This window comes from Virgibacillus salarius (assembly GCF_039521925.1).
In the GTDB taxonomy this organism is placed as follows: domain Bacteria; phylum Bacillota; class Bacilli; order Bacillales; family Amphibacillaceae; genus Virgibacillus; species Virgibacillus salarius.
In genome coordinates, this window is record NZ_BAAACY010000074.1 from 1 (window position 1) to 24,114 (window position 24,114).

Below are 24,114 nucleotides of genomic sequence, written 5' to 3' on the forward strand. Positions count from 1 at the left end.
TATTTAGCCACAAAAACACCCCCTGAAATTAGATTTTTTACTCTAACTTCAGGGGGTCGGTACCTTATCGCTCGTTTTTTGATTAGAATCATTCATTTAGCACCTGAAATAAGCGAGACTCCGGCGGGAACAGCACGCGTCCGAAAATCCACTCTAATCAGCCGCTGGCGCTTTTGTTATCCCACGTATAACTGGAAGTAGTGTTTTTCATAACGAACTACTAGTCCGTATAAAAGGGTAAATTGGACTGGTAGTTCGCATATATGTTAGCTTGCTTTTGGTAATTATCTGAATTAAAATAAAAAATAATATTCAGCTAGTGGAACATTCATCATTTTACCATTTGAGGAGTGGGATAATGAGAACACAAACAAATGTGCATGATGGACTAGGGAAAATTATACAGCAGGCGAGAAGAAATACGCTGGGGGATATACTTGCGCGAACCACAGATCGATTCCCAGCTAAAATAGCGATCACTTACAAAGGTAAGGAAGTAACTTATCAGGAATTAGATAATATAGTTAATCAAACAGCTCATGCTTTTATCGCTGATGGTATGAAGAAAGGCGACATGATTACATTAATGTCAAAAAACAGCTTAGACTTTATTGTAGTAAACTTTGCTCTTGCGCGAGTCGGTGCTGTTTTCATTCCAATTAATTATATGCTAGGTAAAGAAGATGTTTCGTATATTCTAGAACATGCAGGATCTATAGGTTTGATTGCTTCAGATGAATATGTAGATTTACTCGATCAGGCTTCAGAGCAATTGCATATTCAATTTAAGTACCAATTGGGTGCTGTTCATGTGATGAGAGAAGGATGGAAAGCATTTAATGAAATAAGGATAGGACAGCCTATATCTAGAGTTGAAAATGAAGTTTATGATGAGGATCTCTGCCATGTGCTTTATACAAGTGGAACAGAATCACGACCAAAGGGTGTTATGCTTACACATAAAAGCATTGTCAGTGAATATGTAAGCTGTATCGTTGATGGGAAAGTGGAAGCAGATGACGTTTTTATTCATGCACTGCCACTCTATCATAGTGCACAGCTTCATGTGTTTTTAGGTCCAAGTATTTATGCAGGCTGTAGCGGCGTGATACTTGATAAAGCTAGCCCTGAAAAAATTTTAAAAACAGTTGAGGAATCAGGGGCAACGCAGCTTTTTTGCCCACCAACTGTTTGGATAGCACTGCTAAGACATCCTGATTTTAATAAGCGTGATTTATCCACATTACAGAAATGCTATTATGGAGCTGCTATTATGCCAAAAGAGATTCTAAGAGAATTATCCGAACGCTTACCTCATGCGAGACTTTGGAATTTATACGGTCAGACAGAGGTAGCTCCCTTAGCAACAGTCTTGCAACCAGAAGACCAACTACGTAAGCTTGGTTCAGCAGGATTACCGTCATTAAATGTACAAACGAAAATAGTTGATGAGAACGATCAAGAAGTGGCTCGAGGAGAAATTGGCGAAATTGTTCATCGGACGCCGCATGCAATGGTCGGATATTTGCACGATCCTAATAAAACAAAAGAAGCATTTCGTAATGGCTGGTTCCATAGCGGTGACCTAGGTGTCATGGATGAGGAAGGATATGTAACGATTATTGACCGGAAGAAGGATATGATTAATACTGGGGGCGTAAACGTATCAAGTCGTGAAGTAGAGGAATTGATATATCAATTGGATGGTGTATCAGAGGTCGCTGTTATAAGCTTACCAGATCCGTATTGGATTGAAGCAGTGTCCGCCATAATTGTACCAAAAAAAGATAGCGTTTTAACAAGGGAAATAGTGGAAGCATATTGTAAAGATCGTCTATCTACATTTAAAATTCCAAAATATATTGCATTTACAGAGAACCTACCCAAGAATCCTAGTGGAAAGGTGTTGAAGCGATCTTTACGAGAACAATATCAAGGATGGAGCGAAAATAGTAACGAATAGAAGCATACAATTTGAAAAAAAATGTAACACTATGAATGGAGGTGTTGTAATTGGCTAAAGATAAAGATCAGTATAGTAAACGGCAGGTACAAAGTAGTGTAAATCCACAAGGTTTATCAGAGGATGCTCAAGAACAACGTCCAAAATCTCAATTGGAACAGCGAGCAAAAAAGAAGAATACAAAAATCTAAGAGGTGAGAAAGATCGATCATACGTTAGATTATTTAAGAGAATCGTTATCTAACTATATAAATAATGATACTTGTCGGCAAATCGTTCGAAAGCTCGAACGAGGCAACTATGCAAATGAGTTGGATTTTGTTAAGAGAATAAGTGAAGAGGAAATGACTTATTTAAATGATGTATTGGAAAATGAAATTGCTTATGCTAAATCGGTTCAATACGACAGAAGAGTAAAAGAATTGACAGAAGTGTATGAGCAATTATTTTGAAAAATCTGATATAAAATAGGGATAATTTCCCATTGAAAAATAGCGAGATAACATATAAAATGTTATTACAAGCTACATTGTACGTATTAAATTAAGTTTTAACCTCTAATGTAGGAATAGGGAGTTTTATATCGAAATTTAAATGCCGTGCCGTCAAAGAACGGAAGGCAGGACAGTTTCTGCAAACACCCACTTAGCGAAGTGGTGGTTTAAAACTTTTTATGACAAATACGGCAAATGTGGCCTGTTATATTTTATAATTAAACTAGACCAGTTTCAGTAGAATGAAACTGGTCTTTTGGTATGTCATCACATTCCATGTATGCCGAATCGATTCGCTAGAAGCTGTTGAAAAACAGTTGGGTTTATTTCTTGCTTGTTCTTTATTCCCTGTCTGATTTCTGTAATTGTATCTTTCGTTAATGTAATATGTCCTTCTTCTGTTAATTTCGTTACTAATATGGAACGGTTAAACGGTGATCGTTCATCCTTCTTTATGATTTCTTTCACTTTCGTAAGATATTCTTCATCAACTGCATCAAGCGTGAAGGTATAGCTGGCTTCGATTTTTCCATTGGTTATTTTTTCTAATGCGTAGATGGCTTTATCATCATGCTGTTCGACGATCCGATAGTTACCAGTTCTCGAGGAGATCGTTTCCCCTGTTAACGGAATAGGTTGTAACGCTAAATGTGATCCAAACCCTACATCAACAATGTAGGTTCTCTCATCATACGTTAAAATAGTAGAGATATGTGTACCTTGTAGTCCGTTTTTTGGAAGGATAATGGATGCAGCTATCATTTTTACGTTATACCCCACTTCTCGGAGAACATAGTAAAATAATGGATTTAACTCATAGCATAGCCCGCCTCGGGGATTATCTAATAATTTCTGCTGCAACGTATGTTTACTGACTTGGCTTCTCTCATTATTTATGACATCTAAATTCTCAAATGGAATATGTTTAGCAAATTGAAACATAAGAGTGGGTATGTCGTTGAAGCTTATATGAGTACTACCATTGTACTTAATCCGTTTAAAAAATCCGTTAATAAAATGATTCATGCTAAAACTCCTTCGCTCAGTGGTTACTCATCCATCATATATGTTATACAGCAATTATGAAATGATAGTGACTTACCTAGATAAAAAAATACGATACAAGTCGATTTGTCATCCGTATTATCTTTTAATTCACCCATGATGTATGCTAGAAATTGGGAGGGATACTATGACTTTTCAATACGTAAAAATAGATCATGTGCAATTGGCCGCACCTCGTAATTGTGAACAAGAAGCAATTGCATTTTATCACGGCATTCTAGGGTTTCGTATTCTAGAAAAACCAGATACACTTCAGGGAAACGGAGGAGTTTGGTTCCAAGCAGGTGATGTGCAGCTGCATATTGGAATAGACGAAGCATTTTCACCAGCTCGTAAAGCACATCCCGCCATTTCTTTAACGAATTTAGAGGCGTTGAGCAACCACCTTTCAACAAATGGCATACCTGTGATTCATGATAGTCGATTACCTGGGGCAAATCGTTTTTATTTGTCTGATCCATTTGGTAACAGAATTGAATTTCTAGAATGGAAATGATTACCCTATCAAAATTATTGGAATCTTAGTTATATTAGATTAGGGGTTGTTTATTCATAGTCACATGCTATACTAAATACATTCAAATATTCCTATTTTCATATAATAGCAGGAATAAGGCCTGCAAGTTTCTACCGGTTTACCGTAAATAAACCGACTATGAAAAACTACTGGAATGATTAGACTTTGTTCTTTAAACATTGGTCTTATCGTTTTTTCGACATTTTATAGTTCGAGAACCAGTTCCGTTCATGGTCAACACGGAAATGGGTCTCGGACTTTTTTGTAGTCTAGGAAATTATAAAATTTGAGCCTATGGATAAATAGGTGCGTGTGGAGCTGCGTCCCGACCAGCTCCAGTGCCCAGTAACTAGGTGACTTCACGAATTGCCTTAATCTAAGTCATCATCGGCTCGCAAGCACACCGTGATTCCTTTATCTCTGTTAAATCGCTCCAGTTGCTACGTTTCTATTCGGGCGTTTGCGCTTTTGTTCTTTGGCTGGTTTCTATAGGTTTGTTGTGTTTAACGAAGTAAGAATAAGACATATGCGCTAAGCTATGATACACGTAGATTCCTTGAATATACACACATATTTCCTATGTGTCATGTAATCTTGTTCAGTGTGAAGTTTATGATGGGCAGCGTTTGCGTATTCTGGCTACGGACTAACCAACAATAATTTGTACAAAAAGTACCTTTTATTTGAATCTTACACCATTTGCTAGAAAGGAAGATATACATGGACGTTTTAAAGCAAAAAATCTTATCAGAAGGGAAAGTCTTATCAGACACTGTATTAAAGGTTGATTCTTTCTTAAATCATCAAATAGACCCCGTGCTTATGCAGGAAATTGGCAAAGAATTTGCTCAGCGCTTCAAAGGTTTCGATATCACCAAAATTTTAACATTGGAATCCTCTGGGATTGCACCAGCTGTAATGACTGGATTAACACTAGGTGTGCCAGTTGTATTTGCTCGAAAAAGAAAATCATTAACGTTAACGGATCATTTGTATTCGGCAGAAGTATATTCCTTTACGAAAAAAGAATCAAATGAGATTTCGATCTCTCAGGATTTTATTTCAAGTGAAGATACGGTTTTAATCATGGATGATTTCTTGGCAAATGGACAAGCAGTATTTGGTATGATTGATATTTTAAATCAGGCAAAGGCTCGAATTGCTGGAATAGGAATAGTTATAGAAAAAGGTTTCCAAGAAGGCGGCAAAAAAATTCGCCAACAAGGATATCACGTTGAGACTCTCGCAAATATCGCTAAATTATCTGATGGCAACGTGACATTTAAGAAGGAGGAAACGTGCATATGAAGAATGCAGCTCTAGGCTTTCAACACCTGTTAGCTATGTATGCAGGGGCTATTTTAGTTCCGCTTATTGTTGGCGACGCACTTGGACTAACTTCTGAGCAGTTAACCTATCTTGTTGCAATTGATATTTTAATGTGTGGTATTGCAACAATACTACAGGTACTCAATAATCGCTTTTTTGGAATTGGTCTTCCTGTCGTGCTAGGCTGTACGTTTACTGCCGTAGGACCTATGATTGCAATCGGTGGGCAGTTTGGTGTTTCTGCTATTTATGGTGCTATCTTAGTGTCTGGATTAGTCGTGATTTTAATTAGCGGAGTTTTTGGTGGCTTAGTACGTTTCTTCCCGCCAGTGGTTACCGGTTCTGTTGTGACGATTATAGGGATAACACTTATTCCTGTAGCTATAAATAATATGGGAGGTGGAGAAGGAGCAAGTGATTTTGGCTCCTTAGTGAATATTTCCTTATCTTTTGGTACATTATTGTTTATTATTCTTCTATATCGATTCACAAAAGGATTCATTCAATCTATCGCTATTTTATTAGGATTAATCGCGGGAACCATCGTTGCTTCTTTTTTAGGGAAGGTTGATTTACAATCTGTTGCAGAAGCATCCTATTTTCATATGCCTCATCCATTTTATTTTGGTACTCCGACTTTTGAATGGTCAGCCATTCTTACGATGATACTTGTCGCTATTGTCTCATTGGTAGAATCAACAGGAGTTTATTTTGCGTTAGGGGATATGACTGAACGTAAATTAAAAGGGAAAGACCTTGCAAAAGGATATCGAGCGGAAGGATTAGCTATTCTATTAGGGGGTATATTTAATGCTTTCCCATATACTGCTTTTTCACAAAATGTAGGGCTAATGCAAATAACAGGTGTTAAGAAGAAAAACGTCATTATGATTACTGGAACCATGTTAATTATTCTTGGTTTCATCCCAAAAATTGCTGCATTAACGACAATCATTCCATCGGCAGTATTAGGTGGAGCAATGATTGCTATGTTTGGTATGGTAATATCTCAAGGGATTAAAATGCTAGGTTCAGTAATTACCGAGTCATCGGAAAATGCAATGATTATTGCTTGCTCCGTGGGTATGGGATTAGGGGTAACAGTTGTTCCTGAATTATTTGCTAAACTACCAGATAGTATTCAAATCCTAACAAGTAATGGTATTGTAGCTGGAAGTGTAACAGCTATTTTGTTAAATATTCTATTTAACATGATCCCTCATCGAAAAGAAAGCAAAGCAGTTATTTTAAAAGAACAAGAAGCGTAACATCTTCAAAACTACGCCATACTAAAAAAGGTGTACGAAAATGACCGATGAAAGTCCGGCAAGGGGTTTCATTGGTCATTTTTTATTATAGAGTGTAGTCCATATCTCGCGTGAAAATTGGTGTAAGATACTTGTTTTACCGTAGTAATGGTAGCTCACCAGTTCTCCTTTATTGTAAAAAACGAGAAATCTGTTAGAATGGAAGGTACTTTTTCATGTGGAATTCGGCCGTCAACAAGGATGATGCTCAACTAATCCTGCAATTTTAATAGGAAAAGGGGGAATACGGATTGAAGCAGAAAAACATAGAAAATATGGAAGAAATAAATAAATTGCCGATCGTTATTGTGCTTATCACAGGTGCTTTTTTAGCAATTTTAAACCAAACACTGTTAGCGACGGCAATCCCTCATATAATGGAGGACTTAGAATTAACAGAAAATACGGCACAATGGGTTACAACGATTTTTATGTTAGTTAATGGAATTATGATACCCATTACCGCTTTTCTAATCGAAACATTTACAACGAGGCGTTTATTTATTACAGCAATGAGCACCTTTGCAATCGGCACATTCATATGTGCAATCTCACCAAATTTTTTCATACTTATGACAGGAAGAGTTGTTCAGGCAGCAGGAGCAGGTATTATGATGCCATTAATGATGACAATTTTTCTACTTATCTTCCCTATCGAGAAGAGAGGAACTGCAATGGGTACTGTAGGATTAGTTATTGGTTTCGCTCCTGCATTAGGGCCGGTTGTCTCAGGCTGGCTAGTGGAGCAATTTCCGTGGCGATCTCTATTTTATATTGTATTGCCATTAGCTGTCATTGATGTAATTGTCGCTTATTTTGTAATGAAAAATATAACGAAACGGACCTTTCCTAAGGTTGATATCCTATCTATTATAGTTTCAACGTTAGGATTCGGAGGTATTCTTTATGGATTCAGTAGTGCAGGAAACACTGGCTGGTCAGATAGTGTAGTTATTTTGTCATTGCTGGTAGGAACAATTTCATTAGTTATTTTTATTACTCGGCAGTTTACCTTGGCACAACCAATATTAGAGTTTCGCGTGTTTAAAAATAAGCTATTTACAATCACGATGATTATTGGCATGATTGGTTTTATTGGTTTAATTGCAGCTGAAACGATTCTCCCTATCTATATGCAAAACATGGCTGGGTACTCAGCTTTTGAATCAGGGCTGATGATCTTACCTGGTGCCCTTCTTATGGGAATTATGTCACCAATTAATGGGAGGATCTTTGATCGGTTCGGTGCAAGATATTTGGTTATTATCGGATTATTACTTCTAACCATAACATCCTTTTTATATACGAGACTGACACCAGATACTTCGTTACCTTATTTAACAATTGTTTTTGCCATTCGAATGTTTGGAATATCGATGATCATGATGCCTTCTACTACAGCGGGATTAAATCAACTATCACATCGTTTAATCCCACATGGTTCTGCAATGACAAATACAATGCGTCAAGTAGCTGCTTCCATCGGCACCGCATTGTTAATTACAATAATGACAGCTACCGCATTGAATAGTGGAGAAAGTGCTTCCGCATTAGAACAAATTCATGGGGTAAACATTTCCTTTTATGTAGCTACCGGTTTATCCTTGTTTGGCCTGGTTCTAGCATTCTTTATTAAAGGGACAACACCTGCAGAGGATAGAGCGAAATTAACCACAGAAAGGGAATCCGAAAGGTGAATCTGTCTCATATTAGTGATGAATAACTGGCAGTAATAACCCCACGTTTCACTTTATTGACTTTCTGAGGGGTTAGATAGAAGAAAGGCTTTGATAGTCATTGTTCATGAGAAGTATGATTTTTTAGATATGAAGCTGCCCTTTTGGCGCAGCTTCATTTTTTTTAAAAGTTAAGAAAGTATAAAATCAGTGCAATGACTGCGTTAAGCCAAGTAGTTATTTTGAAATGTTTGATGTATATTGGCAATGCTCCGACGAATTACTTCGCTTTCCGCGGGCACGGCCTCAACTAACTTTGCAAAGAAGAACACGTTGCAAAGTGGATTTTCGGCTCGCGCTAATCCCGCAGGAGTCTACGTAATTAGTCTCCGCTATGAGAAGGTGCAACAATTCTTGTCATAAGTAAATAGGTTGACTTTTTTACAATGGGTAAAGTGAAAATCGTTATCCGTGAGTATAAAAGCAGCTGTGTTACTTCATGCTAGCGTTGTAGAGCCTGATAATAGCGAAGGCCGGCTACTTCAACTCCTGTGGGAAATGTTTGACCTGAAGATCCACTTTTTTGAGCGGGTTTTGCTAAAAAAGTTAGCTGAAGGACAAACCCCACGGAAAGGGAAGTGGGCAGCCGGAGTGGAGGTCAAGCAGTAGCTATTATTCCATAATAGCTACTAGAGGAAGCGTAAATCTGAACATTTAGTGATACGGACTGAGCGAATTTTGCTCCGTTTTTCTAAATGTTTTTGAAAACCCTTGGCTGTGCCCGCGGAAAGCGCGTATAGTTTCACGATGCGGCGATGATACTCCTATTAATAATATGATTATTCGTATTTTGAGTAAAGAAGTTGTGTTTTGTACCAGTCTCTTTGATCAGAAAACTTAGTCCTATAATGGCGTTTTTGACGATCAGAAATGACGCTACTTCATAGCATCCAGACTATAATTGCTCTTTAAGTTAATGGATAACGGGCATGACATTAAGCTTAAAGCCAACTATAATAAGTAGCAAAGGAATAAAAACAGAGGCGAATAACTCTATACCAAACTGGCGACTTGAAGTTCCATAGATCGATTAAGAATAACGGTAAAGAGGCTAGGATATTAAAAGCGATAGATTCATCATTTTTCCTGGCATTCAGATTTCTATCATCATAACAAAACAACAATAATTTTGGTACAATTATGAAAATAAGCAGTAAAAAATGTTAATCTTAGATGTATACAGATCGCTTCAATTACGTTACGCTCGGGTATAGGTTGAAAAAGGAGAAATAGATAACTAATGGAATTATGAATGAGCGCCCTTTTACAACAGATAGGGGGTACATACATGGCAAAACTTCACATCAAACATACGCTAATCGATGAAGCATCAATAGAGGAAGTAATCTTGAGAAACTATCCGATTAAAGATTTACATTACTGTGTTTTGTTAACGAGCGGTTTGAATGACCTCCTACATCGTTAAGGGAGATGAAGGGACATATGTATATCGCGTTTATCGTCATCAGTGGAGGGATAAGCCCGCCATTCAGTTTGAACTAGATGTCTTGCAACATTATATAGTAGCCGATTTAAATTATCCAAACCGATGTTAAATAAAGACGATACATTATTAAGAGGATTTACTAAATAAACCGATAACTCGAATTCTCCCCGTAATAAGGCATTTTCTTGGTGGTGAATCGGCGGCATTATTATGTAAAGTTGTAAATGAAATAAAAGAGGAATTGGCTGAGAAAAATTTGGAAATAGGTCTTTGTCATGGAGCTTTTCATAATCATCATTTGAATAATGGAGAATTAGAAGTATTTGACTTTGATTTTACTGCAATTGGCTACAGATCTTATGATGTCGCAGTTTCTTGGTGGAATTTATTACATAACGATAAGCGTCAAGAACAAGAATGCTGGGATAGCTTCCTACAAGGATACCTCTCACAAAGAGAATTGACTAAAGATGATCTTCAGAGTGTTCCGCTATTTACACTATACGCAGAATATGGCTGTTAGGCACAATGCTTGCTAATGGTGATGTGTGGGGGACAAATTGGTTAAATAAGAATGCTTTAAAATTGTTTTTGTTACAGGTTCAATCAGATCGAATAAAGGAAGAATCTAGTAGTAGTCAATAGACAAGTTATTTATTATATAAAGGAGTGAAGGTAATTTGGAAGCATTACCGACATGGTTTTTGGTTATTTATTTTAGTTTTATTATTTTCAATTTAGTAACTGCAATTATTAGTAATATTCGAGATAGATGGATACCCTTTGCATATACGACCATTATTTTAACTATCGCTATTCCTTTCATTAGTTTTATTTATTCGGTTGAAAGACCTGTGGAAGTGAATCCAATAGCCTATATTTTCTCGCAAATGGCAAATGGAAAAATAACAGCAATCCTACTAATTATGGGTCATTTATATTTACTATTCTGGTTCATTCTATATATGAAGGATAGCTTCGGTAAACAGTTAGTAAAATACTACCGAACGATTGTCAAAAAAATACAGGATAAGGGTTTTCTTAATAGAGAAAAGTCAAGTTAAGAAGTTGAAATAAGATTAGAGGTGCATCTATGCGAATTTTATCTTTAGCAGTCATACTATTATTATTATTTCTAATAGGCTGTGATGTAAGCAAATCAAATTCAAATTTTTATTTATCCTTAATGGGAGAAAGCGAGAATTGGAGATTAAAAAACTACGAGATTGAATTAACAGATCAGACATTTCGAGCAGGAAATGGAACTTTAGATATGAAAGGGCAAGAGAAGTATGTAACAGATACATTTTATATAGAGGTCCATGCGGTTATTAATGAAAAAGATAATATTATTCAGGCCTCTGTTAAAAATGGCAAGGTTGACATTTCAGAAGAGCGAACTGGCTCAACCAAAGGTGATTCTCTTGTTAATCATGAAGGTAAACCTATATCATTAGAAGAAATCAACAATATTTATGTAGTACTAGAATGGTGGGACGATCGGAAAAAGAAAAAAGTAAAGGAAGTAATTGAATTATATCGTTCAAGCAGTGAATGGACTTGAAGTTCCATTTAATAAATGAGGAAGGAGAAATTCATTGACTATGTTAATGCTCGGAGGATTTTATGTGGGGGATGCGCTACTACAGTTGTTCATGTTCGTTCTAATTTTGAGTATTGCTTTTCTTCTAGTGAAAGGTATTAAAATGTACGTTACAAAACAAAAGCGATTAGCGCGTATTGAAGAAAAAATTGATAAATTAATGTGCGACAAGGTCGATAAGTAGTAAGGAAGAATGCTCTCATGTAAGCGTAGCTGGATAACGATCAACCGTTTTCATAAACTTTTTCGTAATGGTACATCCATATCTATATATGATATATCAGAAAGCTAGTGGATGATAATGAGGTCTTCTACTAGTTTTTTCGTTTATCTAGATAAGTATTGTATGTGCATACTAGAAAGTAAACAATAAGGAGTGTAGTCATTGGACCTAAAGAATCAGCTAACATCATTTCAACCAATCGTACCGAAGCGGCCGAATGTACTTATATTAGGATCGATGCCCGGAGGTATATCGTTAGAGAAGCAGCAATATTATGGTAATCCTCGTAACCACTTCTGGAAGATCCTTTTCACACTATTCAATGAACCGTTTTTGGAGAGATATGAGGATAAAATTATCTTTTGTAAACAGCATGGTATTGCGCTTTGGGATACAATTGCGACATGTTATCGTAAAGGAAGCTTAGATGCAGCAATTAAGGAGGAGGTTCCTAATGACATTATTGGATTTATAGCTAAACACCCTTCCATTAAACTAATAGCCTGTAACGGTGGGAAGGCTTATGACATACTTCATAAGCATTTCTCAATAGAAACCATACCCCATGTCACTGTTTTGAAACTTCCATCCACTAGCCCTATACCAGGACGCTATACGAAAACGTTTGAAGGAAAAGTAGAAGCATGGCGAGTGATTCTTTCATATATTAATGATTAACGTATTTATGATGTAGATAGTCAAATATCCATGTTTTTTGTCGATTATCTATGTAAAAATAGGGTATAATAAAAGTAAATAGATATTTAAAAGTACTTTGTGTGAATCATGAATATTTTTCATCGTTTTGTAATAGGATTAAATTGGTTGTTTAACTGGGAACGGTACCGCAAATGAGTCGCAAGCGGCAACTTGCGACTCAGACAGTTATCCGCAAGGGGCGGCGACTTCGTTACAAAGGACAGCAAATCCTTGTTAACTCCGTCGGCAGGGTGATTACTTGTTTTCTCGGCTATTAACAATCAACAATACAAGCGTTGCGAACGAAAACATCAACTCAAGCGTCTTGTCAATTGGAATCACAAATTTCAGCCCCTTTCCCTTAGGGGATTACCAGTCGCCAAGTAAAGAGAAGCAGTTTGCTTAGCTTCCATTCTACACCCTGCAAGTCCTGTCCCCACCATTATACTACAATCCGTGTAAAAATTGTGGAAATTATTAGGAAATGGTATGAAATTCACAGAGTTCTGTCTATTACGTATAAACTTCCTATTGATTTTTGGGGCATGAATAGGGGTGAAGCCCTGTGTAACAAGTAGGAGTAAAGGGTTTCATATCAAACGAAAGCTTGTATATTTAAATGGAGAAAATGAGTAATTTGCCTTATTTTCTGTGATAATTCTAATAATTTTCTTGAAATATTTTTTACAGCTTCGTATACTAAATGTTAAATCTTTAAATCAATAGTAAATTCCATTTTGAACAATGGCCAAGAAGCTGTGTGTGTGCTGAAGTATTTTATATTGTAAATTAGTAGGTATCAACGAGGTATGGTACTCGTTACAACGCTAGAGTATGAGTTTATATTATACTTTATGAAGCTGTATGTGTGAGCGTACAGCTAAAATAAGGTGATACCACGTAATGAAACGTCCTTATCAAGTAATTGATAGAGGCGTGTTTTTTTATAGTCTAGGAATTTATAAAATTAGCCCATGTGGATGTGTGTGTGCAGCTCGAGCGCCCAAAAGCGAGGTGATTTCATGAATCGCCCTAAGCTAAATCAGTATCGACTCGCAAGCTCACCGTGATTCTTTTATCTTCGTTGATTGCTCCAGTCGCTGCGTTTCTGCTTTAATTAAATATGGAGGGATTCAGATGTGTAAGCATTTAGTATTACAAACAGATTTTGGTATTGGTGACGGAGCTGTAAGTGCAATGTATGGGGTTGCTATTTCCGTTGACCCTGAGTTACGAATATTCGATCTAACCCATGATATTCCACCATACAATATTTGGGAGGCTTCTTATCGCTTATACCAAACCATTACATATTGGCCAGAAGCAACCATATTTATATCTGTTGTAGACCCTGGTGTTGGAACAGATAGATTAAGTGTCGTTGTTAAGACGATGGATAATAAATACATTGTGACACCAAATAATGGTACATTAACCCATATTAAAGAACATCTAGGTATTGCTGAGGTACGTGTTATTGATGAAAAAATAAATCGTTTACCACGTTCTGGTCATTCTTATACATTTCACGGACGTGATGTTTATGTTTACACAGGAGCAAGGCTTGCTTCTGCAATTATAGATTTTGAGGAGGTTGGCCCAAAAGTAGATGTTGATGTGATTATTCGTATGCCTAAGCCAGAAGCTAAAATAGAAGAGGAGATTGTTAAAGGACATATTGACATCTTGGACATCCGTTTTGGTAATCTGTGGACGAATATTAATCGTACACTGTTTGCTGAGGCGGGGATTAGATATGATGATGTACTCGATGTTACCATTATGAATCATTCACAACAGGTCTATAAAAATAGCATGACATTTAGCCAGTCATTTGCAAAAAGTCGGTTAGGAGAGCCATTGGTGTATGTGAATTCCTTAGATAAATTAGGCATCGCACTAAACCAAGGTTCATTTGCTAAAACCTATCAGATAGGGACAGGAGAGAATTGGGAAATTTGGATTACGAAAGTATCATCTACGTAAAATTATGACTGAATGAAGCAGATTGGAGTGAAATAAAACAGCCTATTCAAATAACATGAGAATAGTGAGCTATGCAGTTAGCAATACGTATGATTAAGATGTAGGTATCGAAAACGAGCTTACCAAGTGGATCTTCGGACTCGTGCTGTTCCCGTCGGAGTCTCGCATATTTCAGGTGCTAAATGAATGATTCTAATCAAAAAACGAACAATAATTAATTTTTGAAGTGGTGCCCCCTATCAAGTAGCCAGTGGAAATAATAAAAACTGACTTAAGCGGTTTTAGCTCTAAATTCGATAGAGCTAAGGCCGTTTAGTTGTTTTTGATATCTATCATCATTGTAGAAAGAAGAAGCCCTGTTTTTTATTCGAATTCGTAATCCCTGAGCTTTGATCGGGCTTTCTTTCACTCCTCACTATAACTTAAAAAAGAAATAGTGGGTAAGATCACTCGTCGATGACCTTACCCACTAATCTTAGTATGTTTTTATTTTTGAAATAGCATACTGTGCAGGAGCTTGTTACGTCAAAATAAGGATTGGTAGAACTGTTCATTAATTTGTGACATATGTCATAGTTCCTTATGCTGTAAGTGTTTTATACTTTTAGTAAGTGACTATAAAAAAGAAGGTGAATGGCTTGGAAGTGATATTAAATCAATTTGATTTTACGACAAAATGGAACGGTGGTATTTTACTGCTCGTATTGTTTTTAATTAATATCTATCTTTTTTTGCTACCTAAGGGAAAAGAAGATTCGATTAAAAAAACAATCCTATTTATAAGTGGGTTAGTCGGGTTATTCATTGCTCTCGGGACACCTGTAAATATTTTAGGTAGAGTTACGTTTAGCTTTCATATGATTCAATTAGTTATGCTCTTACTCGTTGTTCCTCCACTCTTAATAGTTGGGTTTAAGAAAGGAATATTGGAAAAGATTCCTTCCATAGCACCTGTTCAAAAAGGATTGTATTGGTTGACTAATCCTTTTATTAGTTTGTTCTTATTCTATGGGATGTTTTATCTATACCATCATCCCCCTATTTTTGATTATGTAAAAGTTGACTATTATTTAAATTATTTTTATTTGTTTGCATTATTTTTTGCAGCGATCTTATTATGGTTGCCACTTCTATCAAAAAATGCCCTCATGGCAAAAGCAAAACAAAGGTATTGTTTAGCAAATATCATTCTAATTATTCCGTTGTTTTTGATTTATCTCTTGTCCAAAGAAAGTTTATATACCGTATATACAGATATTGGTATGCTTACGGCTGCCTTAGAGTACTGTATACCGGATTGGGATACATTGCCAAAGGAATTTTTCGCAGAACTCCTACCATTTAATCCACTTAACGAACAAAAAATCGGTGGAAGTATACTAATTAGTGGTCATGCTGTCGTGTTTGGTGGTGTAATGATTAAAAATTTTCGTGTAAAAGAAAATTAAAAATATGTTCTAATAAGCAAAGATATTTGTTATCTTTAATTTATCCCACATATAACTGGCAGTAAGACCCTCACTTCAAGCATTAAAGTAAAACCAATATGGATAAGGTGGATGATCGACTGCCAGTAAATGTCCGATTGGTTTAAAGGCCTTTAGGTACCCTTTAGATACTATTAATCCGTGAGGGGTAAACAAAACCCACATCGATTGAAGTTTCACTCATTCATTTACACAATGTCATCCTTCTTATCGCAGAAGCATGCTTAAAAAGTAAAAAAATGTATGACATGAAAAGAAAGACAATCCCTAGAGAAGCAAGTTGGTGGAAAAAATTATTGAAATATGAGCTTAGCTTTGGAAAAGGTTGGAGTAGAAAAATGATGTACTTTTGGATAAGAGGTTCTTTCATCAGCGGTTTTTGGGTACTTTTTATAGTTCAGGATAGTACCAACATTGCTGTAAGTCTTCTTGCGTTTGCTATAAGTTTTGCTTTATTCTGTTTACTTTCATTAAATCGAGCCCTGCTTACTCATTATCTTATATTATCAGTAATTGGGTTATCCCATGGATGGGTGATGATGGAATCTTTGCTACCGATTCTTTATTTACAAATGTTGGCAATTGATGCGAGCTATCGTCTCTCTACAAAAAATTTATATTATTATCTATTATTTAATGGAAGCATGTCCATTCTTTATGCGTACTCGTTAGGAGATTTTTTCATTGAAATCATCATTAGTACTGTTTTATGTATCATTCTTATTTTATCTTTAAATCATCACGTGGTGATGCGACACGAGCAAAGAGAGTTGTATGATCAATTATTGGGAGAATATCGTAAATCGAAACGTTTAAACCTTTCTGCACAACGAAATGCACGCTTGGAGGAAAGAACAAAAATTGCAAGAGATATGCATGATTCTGTTGGTCATCGATTAACAGCTTTGATTATGAAATTAGAAATGTTATCCATAACACATCAGGATGCAGATTATCAGGATTTAAAAGAGATGGCAATGAAAAGTCTGGAGGAAACTAGACAGGCAGTATCGGCATTACAAACAGAAGAGCATGAGGGTATTTCTACAGTTGTCCATTTAATTCGCAAATTAGAAGCAGAAAGTCATATGCTTGTTCAATTCACAGTGAAACAGGGTGTCTTATCCATACCGTTAACCAATCAAAAAAGTGTTGTTCTATACCGTGTTATTCAAGAAGCATTAACAAATGCAATGCGACATGCCCAGTCACGGGAAGTCGACGTTACCTTAGGAAAAGCAGCTACTGGAGCTGTTTCATTTGAAATTAGTAATGCTGTATTTGACTCTGAACCGTTCACTGAAGGGTTTGGATTAACAAATATGAAAAAACGGGTGGATGAAGTTAAGGGGAGTATGGAAATATATCGCACAGAAAAGAAATTCATTGTTTCTGGAATGATACCTGTTTAGTAAAGGGGAAAATTAAATGTGGCGTGTTCTATTAGTTGAAGATCAGGTTATGGTGCGACAAGGGCTGAAAGTCATCCTTGAGCAGGATGAACAGATTCGCGTGACACATGAAGCAAGTAATGGAAAAGAGGCAATAGAGATATTACATAAGCATTTCATCGATTGTATTATGATGGATGTACGTATGCCTGTCATGAATGGGATCGATGCTACTAGAGTCATCAAACAAAATTGGCCAAATGTAAAAATTCTTATATTAACAACATTTAATGATGAGACGTATGCATTGGAGGCTCTTAAGGAAGGCGCAAATGGATTTTTATTGAAAACGTCTGAATCAACAAAGCTCATTGATTCTGTATATAGCTGTATGCATGGAGGTATGACACTTCATGATGAGGTAGCAGCAAAAGTAGTACCACAATTACTCCGACGTTCCCGTGAAGAGCAAGCATCATTAGATGTTTCTTTAACTGAAAGGGAACTATGCATTACCAGATTAATTGGTGAAGGAAAAACAAATAAAGAAATTGCTTTGGAGCTACATCTATCTATTGGAACAATTAAAAATTACCTTACGCAAATTTTACAAAAAACGGGGTTGAGGGATCGTACCCAACTGGCCATATTTGCAGTTAAACATGATATTACAGAATAAGTTTTAGGGAGATCAAAACGTGCTTAGGGATATCTATTCTTTATCCTATAGCACGTTTTTTAATGTGTTAGATAGTATGTTTCTAATACTTCATGGTGACCTCCGTCATATAAATTACCAGATAATCCATGACTTCAGATAGTATGATATTTGTGGCAATCCACGTAAACTAAGGATAAGGGAGGAGATGCAGGTGCTTGAATTAGTAGATCTAACCAAAAGATTTAAACAGCAATATGCAGTCAAAAATTTAAATATGTTTATTGAAAAAGGGGAAATTATAGGACTGCTTGGACCAAACGGTGCAGGAAAATCGACAGCTATATCCATGATGTCATCATTGGTTGAGCCAACAGCAGGAGATGTCCGATTTAATAATAACAGTATACTAAAGAAGCCAGCTCAACTTCGAAAGGTAACAGGTATTGTACCACAGGAAATTGCACTATATAACGATTTAACTGCTGAAGAAAACCTACAATTCTTTGGAAGAATTTATCGATTAAAAGGAGCGGAATTAAAAAGAAGAATGGATGAAGTATTAGACCTTATTGGTCTAAAAGATAGAAGGAAAGATATTGTAAAGAAATATTCTGGAGGAATGAAACGCAGATTAAATATTGGTGTAGCACTATTACATGACCCAGAATTAATTATTATGGATGAACCAACCGTTGGAATCGATCCCCAATCTCGTAATTACATTTTGGAGACAGTTAAACGGTTGAATGCAGAACGAAATATTACCGTACTTTATACAAGTCACTATATGGAGGAAGTAGAGTTTTTATGTGATCGCATTTATATTATGGATAAAGGAAACTTAATTGCTTCTGGTACAAAGGATGATATCAAGCGAATTTTATCCGCGGAGAAGACAATATCTATTAAAGCTGACCGACTGAATGAAGCGTTTATAAAGGAAATAAAAGAGCACCCTTTGGTAAATAACATTCAAGTAGAAGAGAAAGAAATAACGATAATGGTAGCTAAAGAGGTTAATATTTTCTCAACTCTAATTAAAATGGCAGAGGACGCATCCTTGGAATTAAGTTCGGTAGCTATTAAAACACCTACACTAGAGGACGTATTCCTCCATCTCACCGGAAGAGCATTACGAGATTAGGAGGATATGGATATGATAGGTCAAATTATAAAAAAACAAGCATTGTTATTAATAAGAAATCCTGTTCAGTTATTACTCCTTATTGGCTTACCGATTATATTGATTCTGATATTAGGGAATGCGCTAGGCAGTATGATGAATGGTGATAGTTCTGGTTTAAAGGTAAAATTAGCATTAATTGAGCATCAGCCTGAGAACGAGCAAGTGGAAAACTTTTTAGCAAGTATCGACAATCCGAAAGGAACAAAGGTAGAACAAAGCGATGTAACTAATATCGCGCCGATTCAAACATTAAAATCAATTCTAACGAATGATGAATTAAAGGGAGTGATTGATGTTAGAGAAGTACCTTTTAGCGAGAAACAAGCGGTTTTAGATGATAATACCTATACTGCTGTTATTGAAATTCCTCGGAAATTCACACACGATTTTTTGTCGTATACAATTTTTGGGGAAGGAAATAAACCTAAATTACAACTATACGAAAATGAACAGCAACAAATTGGAGCAGGTGTTATTCGTAGTTTACTGGAAGATCTACAGCGACAATATACACTAGCCTCATTTTTACAAGAAAAGGAAATCGACCAACAAGTGCTTGCTGTAGAAACAGCTCTATTGAATAATAATCAACAATCGATTAATCAAAAAAATCCGGTGACCTCTAAGGGGTATTATACAATAGGAATGGCTGTTATGACTGTGTTATATATTGCTGCTACAATTGGTTCGCTTGCCTTTATGGAGAAAAGAATATTTGTATTTAACCGAATAATTATTGGAAATATGTCTCGTTGGGTATATTTTACTGGCATATTGCTGTCAGGTATGATTTTTGGATGTTTACATCTTGGAATTATATTCAGTTTTGCTTGGATTACCTTTGGAGTTAGTTGGCCCAATATCATGGCATTACTGCTAGTCACGTTTGCATTTTCTATTGCTGTAGGAGGGATTGCAGTTCTGTTAACCGCAATAAGCTATCGTTTGCATTCTGAGACCGTAACTAATTTCTTTTCTGGTATTGTTGTTTCTCTTATGGCTTTGATGGGAGGAAGCTTTTATCCAATTGGAGATAATTCAACTTTCATTCAGACACTTGGCAATTTAACACCAAATGGTGCTGGAATGTCAGCATATCTAAGCATTTTAAGAGGAGACAATATTTCAGTGATAAGTTCAAATATTCTTTTTCTTTGCTTATTTGGAATGGCAATGATTCTAATTGCAGCGAGTACTTTCCCTAAAAGGGGGGAAGCGGTATGATTGGTATTTTATTTGCGAAAGCTAGACAATTTATTCGAAATCCATGGACTTTCCTTATCTTCACTGGCATGTCTATTGGTTTTGCCTTAATTATGGGGATAACTGGAGGAAGTAATGCAATTAGGGTTCCAGTAACGATAGTGGATGAACACTTGCGAGATACTACAATCATGTCTGAATTAAAAGCATCTACGTCCTTTGACCTTCAAGAAATGAAGAAGGAAGAAATGTTGAAGCATCTTAAAAACGGAAAAGCTGAAGTAGGTGTAATTCTAAAAGAGGAAAATTATCAAGTTATAGTTGGTGTTGACTCTGTTCGTGTTCGTATGGTAGAAAATATGGTTCGTCAGGCATATATTCATTATTATCAGCAACAAAATATAGTGGATGCTGCCAATATGGTTAGTAATAAGCAAAAGGATTTATTGCTTTATGACATGGAAGAGTCTATGAATGATCCCGTATTTACTGTTGATTCTAAGGGGTTTACGAGTTCTGATGCTGTTGTGTATAATCCGACATTTCAAGTATTGCTTGGATTTAGTTTATTCTTTGTCATTTATACAATTGCTTATAATGTATTACCAATATTAACAGAGAAAAACGAAGGATTATGGGATCGGATCATATTGTCTCCGGTTAAGAAGTGGGAAATGTATGTTGCCAATATGCTATATAGTTTCTTTGAGGGTTATTTACAGGTGCTTGTGATATTCTTACTGTTCCGATATGGATTTGGAGTTAATTTTAATGGAAGATTCTACGATACACTATTATTAATAATTCCATATGTTTTTGCAGTCATAGCATTAGCACTATTGATTACCGCACTAGTAAAAAATGTTCAACAGTTTAATGCAATTCTACCAATTATAGCTGTTAGTATGGCAATGATTGGTGGTGCTTATTGGCCAATCGAAATTGTTGAGTCAAATGCATTAATAGCACTATCAAAGATTAATCCATTAACATATGGAATGGAAATATTAAATGGGGCAGTTGTCTATAATTACTCCATACAGCATTTACTCTATCCGATCAGTATTTTAATTTTAATGGGCGTTGTTATGATAGGTATAGGTATCCATTTAATGGAGCGAAGACATATTTAAGGAAGAGGGTCGGCATTTAAAGTCGATCTTCTTTTTACTGTAATAAAGAAGAGTATGATATGGAGAAAATTTCATACGATATAACTAACTGTTTTAAAAATTAGTTCAGATTATTATGATTATTATGATATATTTAAATAGCTGGATTTACAGGTTCTAGGTTGTTATAATCATGCATTATACATGATCGTTTTTAGAAGTATCTAAAGGCTATTTCATAATGAGGATTGGAATGGACTTCTACGAGAGGAATGGGTATTAGTGAAACCACATACTATATCAGCATGAAAAGGCTCATCAGTCGCTAAAAAGCGAAGTGGATTTCTAGAGAGAACAGCTTCGTTGCACGAATCATCATGCTAGTTGTTCGTTATTAATTTAAAACACCTTTGTCCCCGCCTCATGAAAACTATAGATGTTACTATGATTGTGCTATCTATTCTTTTGGGCACGCGTTTCGTGTAAAGTGAATGTCCATTCACTAATTTTACAGATAGAAGGTTGATGAAAATGAAAAACACCTGGAAGATTTTTTCGAAGGATATGAAAAATATTAGTACAAATTGGGTCGCTGCCATCTTAATAGGTGGCTTAATTTTATTACCATCGCTATATGCATGGTTGAATATTAAAGCTTCATGGGATCCCTATGGCCAAACAGACCAGATTCCAATAGGTATTGTAAATGAAGATGAAGGAGCAACAGTTCGAGATCAGGATATCCATGCGGGTAATGATTTGGTGGAAAACCTTAAAGAAAATAAATCAATGGATTGGAAGTTCACCGATCGAGAAACAGCCATGGATGAACTGGAATATGGAAATTACTTTGCTGTTATCGTTATACCGAAGAATTTTTCTCAAAAGCTTGGAACAGTAGTTGAGGATGAACCAGAGAAGGCAGATATTGAATATTATGTGAATGAAAAAATTAATGCTATTGCACCTAAGATTACATCAAAAGGTGCCTCGGTAATCGTTGATCAAATTAGCAGTACATTTATTTCGACAGTTAATGGTGTAATCTTCGATTTATTTAATGATTTGGGCGTTGAATTGGAAAAAGATTTACCAGACATTAAACGATTTGAGCAGTATATTTTTAATATGGAAGAAAAATTACCAGAGATTCATGATTTATTAAATGATTCAATGACAGATGCGAATAGTGCTCAAGCTATCATAAATAAAGCTCAAGGTCTGTTGCCGAAGGCTGAAGGCGTAACAAACGATGGATTGAAAACCATCGATAATACAACAGCATTTCTTAAAAAGGCAGAAACTCGATTAGAAGAAATGGCACCGAAAATAGAAGAAGATTTAAATCGAGTACAAGAAATAGCAGATAAAACAAATAAATTTATCCAAGACATCCAAAACGCAGGGATTGATTTTAGTAATGGTTCGCAGCTTACGGAACAAATAAATGAGCAGGTTAATCAAAGTATCAAAACAATTGATACCGTACAACAAGCGCTGGAAGAATTACAAAAACAAAATAATGAAGAGGGAACGAGTAACGAGCAGATTGAGAGGGCTCAAGAACAATTAGCAGCTATCAGGGACCGATTAGTAGCTGTACAGGATAAGAATAAAGAAATAGAATCGTTTATTAACGAGAAGAAAACAGAAGTAGATCAGACGATTAATGACTTACAGCAACTATCGGCAAATACCGCTACGAATATTGATGCTTTTGTAAAGGATTATAAAGAAAATATTGAGCCAACTGTTATGGCAGAGATTGACCGTGCTAAAAACACCTTAGCCGATGCACGAAATATCTTGGTAGAAATTAAGGACACCATACCTGAGGTTAAACGTATCTTGTCTAGTACGGAAGGAAATTTAAGTGACGGGAAAAAAGTTTTAGAAGAGGTATTAAATGAGTACCCTTATGTAAATAGCAAAGTGAACGAACTGGCAGATCGGATTCGTGATATTCAAGGCGAAACGGATATTAATGAGATTATCCAACTACTACAGAATAATCCAGAGGCAGAGAGAGGCTTCTTTGCTGAGCCTGTTCAGCTTAATGAGAATAAGTTGTTCCCAATTGCGAATTACGGTACAGGTATGACGCCTTTTTACACAGTTTTAGCCATTTGGGTTGGGGGGCTATTATTAATTTCCCTATTAGCTGCAGATGTTCACCATCAAGAAAATCTCACCGGAAGGGAAATGTATTTTGGACGGCTATTCACCTTTATTACAATTGGTTTGTTACAGACGCTAATTGTTACGTCAGGAGATATGCTGTTATTACATGTTGATGTAGCACATCCAATATGGTTTATACTTTTTGGACTGCTCATTAGTGCCATCTTTATGCTAATTATCTATACACTTGTATCGGTCTTTGGTGATGTTGGGAAAGCAATGGTTATCGTACTACTTGTACTACAAATTGCTGGTGCTGGTGGAACATATCCAGTTGTATTATTGCCAGAGTTCTTCCAAGCAATTAATCCATTCTTGCCGTTTACGTATGGTATCGATCTGATGCGAGAAGCAGTAGGCGGAATTGTTTGGGAACGAGCAACGAGAGATATATTATTCCTATGTATATTTGGTCTAGCAGCTGTATTCATGGGTGCATTCTTAAAACCAATTATAAATCGTCAAACAAATAAACTGAAAGAAAAATCGAAGGAGTCTGGATTGTTTCATTAAAATAATTCAAG

General features: G+C 36.1%; 23 protein-coding genes, 1 other RNA gene and 1 riboswitch. Of the genes, 23 read left to right on the forward strand and 1 reads right to left on the reverse strand.

Annotation, left to right across the window (positions count from 1 at the left end):
- The first annotated feature begins 358 nt into the window (after nt 1-358).
- From ABDZ84_RS09725 to ssrS, 4 genes are all read left to right on the forward strand, one after another.
- Nucleotides 359-1,963, forward strand: a complete 1,605-nt coding sequence (locus ABDZ84_RS09725) for a fatty acyl-CoA synthetase (RefSeq protein ID WP_321133308.1) — start codon at nt 359-361, stop codon at nt 1,961-1,963.
- A gap of 50 nt (nt 1,964-2,013) precedes the next feature.
- Nucleotides 2,014-2,154, forward strand: a complete 141-nt coding sequence (sspL, locus tag ABDZ84_RS09730) for a small, acid-soluble spore protein L (protein WP_080668749.1) — start codon at nt 2,014-2,016, stop codon at nt 2,152-2,154.
- Nucleotides 2,155-2,157: 3 nt separating this feature from the next.
- The gene (locus ABDZ84_RS09735; RefSeq protein WP_371413948.1) at nt 2,158-2,415 is read left to right on the forward strand and encodes a sporulation protein; all 258 of its coding nucleotides are present in this window, start codon (nt 2,158-2,160) and stop codon (nt 2,413-2,415) included.
- A 66-nt stretch (nt 2,416-2,481) separates the two neighbouring features.
- Nucleotides 2,482-2,665: non-coding RNA, 6S RNA (gene ssrS / locus ABDZ84_RS09740), on the forward strand.
- Nucleotides 2,666-2,724: 59 nt separating this feature from the next.
- Here ssrS and ABDZ84_RS09745 read toward each other — a convergent pair.
- The gene (locus ABDZ84_RS09745; protein WP_343781286.1) at nt 2,725-3,483 is read right to left on the reverse strand and encodes an arylamine N-acetyltransferase family protein; all 759 of its coding nucleotides are present in this window, start codon (nt 3,481-3,483) and stop codon (nt 2,725-2,727) included.
- A gap of 166 nt (nt 3,484-3,649) precedes the next feature.
- Here ABDZ84_RS09745 and ABDZ84_RS09750 point away from each other — a divergent pair, with 166 nt between their 5' ends.
- From ABDZ84_RS09750 to ABDZ84_RS09840, 19 genes are all read left to right on the forward strand, one after another.
- Nucleotides 3,650-4,018, forward strand: coding sequence for a VOC family protein (locus tag ABDZ84_RS09750; RefSeq protein WP_026682698.1), 369 nt, complete (start codon nt 3,650-3,652; stop codon nt 4,016-4,018).
- A 78-nt stretch (nt 4,019-4,096) separates the two neighbouring features.
- Nucleotides 4,097-4,198, forward strand: a riboswitch (purine riboswitch).
- Between the two features lie 561 nt (nt 4,199-4,759).
- Entirely contained in the window at nt 4,760-5,347 is a 588-nt protein-coding gene (locus tag ABDZ84_RS09755) for a xanthine phosphoribosyltransferase (RefSeq protein ID WP_166529804.1), read from the forward strand.
- Nucleotides 5,344-6,636, forward strand: coding sequence for a nucleobase:cation symporter-2 family protein (locus ABDZ84_RS09760; protein WP_166529805.1), 1,293 nt, complete (start codon nt 5,344-5,346; stop codon nt 6,634-6,636). Before ABDZ84_RS09755 ends, ABDZ84_RS09760 begins: the two co-directional genes overlap by 4 nt.
- Before the next feature lie 314 nt (nt 6,637-6,950).
- The gene (locus ABDZ84_RS09765; protein ID WP_121605871.1) at nt 6,951-8,372 is read left to right on the forward strand and encodes an MDR family MFS transporter; all 1,422 of its coding nucleotides are present in this window, start codon (nt 6,951-6,953) and stop codon (nt 8,370-8,372) included.
- Between the two features lie 450 nt (nt 8,373-8,822).
- Nucleotides 8,823-9,020, forward strand: coding sequence for a hypothetical protein (locus ABDZ84_RS09770; protein ID WP_121604810.1), 198 nt, complete (start codon nt 8,823-8,825; stop codon nt 9,018-9,020).
- A 679-nt stretch (nt 9,021-9,699) separates the two neighbouring features.
- Nucleotides 9,700-9,837: a hypothetical protein gene (locus tag ABDZ84_RS09775; RefSeq protein WP_161629260.1), complete on the forward strand. Its 138-nt coding sequence runs from the start codon at nt 9,700-9,702 to the stop codon at nt 9,835-9,837.
- Between the two features lie 250 nt (nt 9,838-10,087).
- Nucleotides 10,088-10,381: a phosphotransferase gene (locus ABDZ84_RS09780; RefSeq protein WP_343231056.1), complete on the forward strand. Its 294-nt coding sequence runs from the start codon at nt 10,088-10,090 to the stop codon at nt 10,379-10,381.
- Between the two features lie 157 nt (nt 10,382-10,538).
- Nucleotides 10,539-10,922 carry a hypothetical protein gene (locus tag ABDZ84_RS09785; RefSeq protein ID WP_026679964.1) on the forward strand — a complete coding sequence of 128 codons (384 nt, stop codon included), beginning with the start codon at nt 10,539-10,541 and terminating at the stop codon, nt 10,920-10,922.
- Nucleotides 10,923-10,951: 29 nt separating this feature from the next.
- Nucleotides 10,952-11,422 carry a hypothetical protein gene (locus ABDZ84_RS09790; RefSeq protein ID WP_121604812.1) on the forward strand — a complete coding sequence of 157 codons (471 nt, stop codon included), beginning with the start codon at nt 10,952-10,954 and terminating at the stop codon, nt 11,420-11,422.
- Nucleotides 11,423-11,456: 34 nt separating this feature from the next.
- Nucleotides 11,457-11,645, forward strand: coding sequence for a DUF4083 domain-containing protein (locus ABDZ84_RS09795; RefSeq protein WP_121604813.1), 189 nt, complete (start codon nt 11,457-11,459; stop codon nt 11,643-11,645).
- A 201-nt stretch (nt 11,646-11,846) separates the two neighbouring features.
- The gene (locus ABDZ84_RS09800) at nt 11,847-12,362 is read left to right on the forward strand and encodes a DNA-deoxyinosine glycosylase (protein WP_121604814.1); all 516 of its coding nucleotides are present in this window, start codon (nt 11,847-11,849) and stop codon (nt 12,360-12,362) included.
- A 1,158-nt stretch (nt 12,363-13,520) separates the two neighbouring features.
- Nucleotides 13,521-14,369, forward strand: a complete 849-nt coding sequence (locus ABDZ84_RS09805; RefSeq protein WP_343781290.1) for an SAM hydrolase/SAM-dependent halogenase family protein — start codon at nt 13,521-13,523, stop codon at nt 14,367-14,369.
- A 644-nt stretch (nt 14,370-15,013) separates the two neighbouring features.
- Nucleotides 15,014-15,817, forward strand: a complete 804-nt coding sequence (locus tag ABDZ84_RS09810; RefSeq protein WP_240455857.1) for a cytochrome c oxidase assembly protein — start codon at nt 15,014-15,016, stop codon at nt 15,815-15,817.
- A 578-nt stretch (nt 15,818-16,395) separates the two neighbouring features.
- Nucleotides 16,396-17,268 carry a sensor histidine kinase gene (locus ABDZ84_RS09815; RefSeq protein WP_228088995.1) on the forward strand — a complete coding sequence of 291 codons (873 nt, stop codon included), beginning with the start codon at nt 16,396-16,398 and terminating at the stop codon, nt 17,266-17,268.
- A 16-nt stretch (nt 17,269-17,284) separates the two neighbouring features.
- Nucleotides 17,285-17,926: a response regulator gene (locus tag ABDZ84_RS09820; protein WP_166529813.1), complete on the forward strand. Its 642-nt coding sequence runs from the start codon at nt 17,285-17,287 to the stop codon at nt 17,924-17,926.
- A 193-nt stretch (nt 17,927-18,119) separates the two neighbouring features.
- Nucleotides 18,120-19,052, forward strand: coding sequence for an ABC transporter ATP-binding protein (locus ABDZ84_RS09825; RefSeq protein WP_026679957.1), 933 nt, complete (start codon nt 18,120-18,122; stop codon nt 19,050-19,052).
- 12 nt (nt 19,053-19,064) lie between these two features.
- Nucleotides 19,065-20,318: an ABC transporter permease gene (locus tag ABDZ84_RS09830; RefSeq protein ID WP_026679956.1), complete on the forward strand. Its 1,254-nt coding sequence runs from the start codon at nt 19,065-19,067 to the stop codon at nt 20,316-20,318.
- Nucleotides 20,315-21,430, forward strand: a complete 1,116-nt coding sequence (locus ABDZ84_RS09835; protein ID WP_343781294.1) for an ABC transporter permease — start codon at nt 20,315-20,317, stop codon at nt 21,428-21,430. Before ABDZ84_RS09830 ends, ABDZ84_RS09835 begins: the two co-directional genes overlap by 4 nt.
- 510 nt (nt 21,431-21,940) lie before the next feature.
- Nucleotides 21,941-24,103: a YhgE/Pip domain-containing protein gene (locus ABDZ84_RS09840; protein ID WP_026679954.1), complete on the forward strand. Its 2,163-nt coding sequence runs from the start codon at nt 21,941-21,943 to the stop codon at nt 24,101-24,103.
- Nucleotides 24,104-24,114: the final 11 nt, after the last annotated feature.

Excerpts from the sequence above, each read along its gene's own strand:
- ABDZ84_RS09725 (WP_321133308.1), top strand. The coding sequence starts at position 359 with ATGAGAACACAAACAAATGTGCATGATGGACTAGGGAAAATTATACAG.
- ABDZ84_RS09745 (WP_343781286.1), bottom strand. The coding sequence starts at position 3,483 with ATGAATCATTTTATTAACGGATTTTTTAAACGGATTAAGTACAATGGT.
- ABDZ84_RS09750 (WP_026682698.1), top strand. The coding sequence starts at position 3,650 with ATGACTTTTCAATACGTAAAAATAGATCATGTGCAATTGGCCGCACCT.
- ABDZ84_RS09755 (WP_166529804.1), top strand. The coding sequence starts at position 4,760 with ATGGACGTTTTAAAGCAAAAAATCTTATCAGAAGGGAAAGTCTTATCA.
- ABDZ84_RS09760 (WP_166529805.1), top strand. The coding sequence starts at position 5,344 with ATGAAGAATGCAGCTCTAGGCTTTCAACACCTGTTAGCTATGTATGCA.
- ABDZ84_RS09765 (WP_121605871.1), top strand. The coding sequence starts at position 6,951 with ATGGAAGAAATAAATAAATTGCCGATCGTTATTGTGCTTATCACAGGT.
- ABDZ84_RS09775 (WP_161629260.1), top strand. The coding sequence starts at position 9,700 with ATGGCAAAACTTCACATCAAACATACGCTAATCGATGAAGCATCAATA.
- ABDZ84_RS09790 (WP_121604812.1), top strand. The coding sequence starts at position 10,952 with ATGCGAATTTTATCTTTAGCAGTCATACTATTATTATTATTTCTAATA.
- ABDZ84_RS09805 (WP_343781290.1), top strand. The coding sequence starts at position 13,521 with ATGTGTAAGCATTTAGTATTACAAACAGATTTTGGTATTGGTGACGGA.
- ABDZ84_RS09815 (WP_228088995.1), top strand. The coding sequence starts at position 16,396 with ATGGAATCTTTGCTACCGATTCTTTATTTACAAATGTTGGCAATTGAT.
- ABDZ84_RS09820 (WP_166529813.1), top strand. The coding sequence starts at position 17,285 with ATGTGGCGTGTTCTATTAGTTGAAGATCAGGTTATGGTGCGACAAGGG.
- ABDZ84_RS09830 (WP_026679956.1), top strand. The coding sequence starts at position 19,065 with ATGATAGGTCAAATTATAAAAAAACAAGCATTGTTATTAATAAGAAAT.
- ABDZ84_RS09835 (WP_343781294.1), top strand. The coding sequence starts at position 20,315 with ATGATTGGTATTTTATTTGCGAAAGCTAGACAATTTATTCGAAATCCA.
- ABDZ84_RS09840 (WP_026679954.1), top strand. The coding sequence starts at position 21,941 with ATGAAAAACACCTGGAAGATTTTTTCGAAGGATATGAAAAATATTAGT.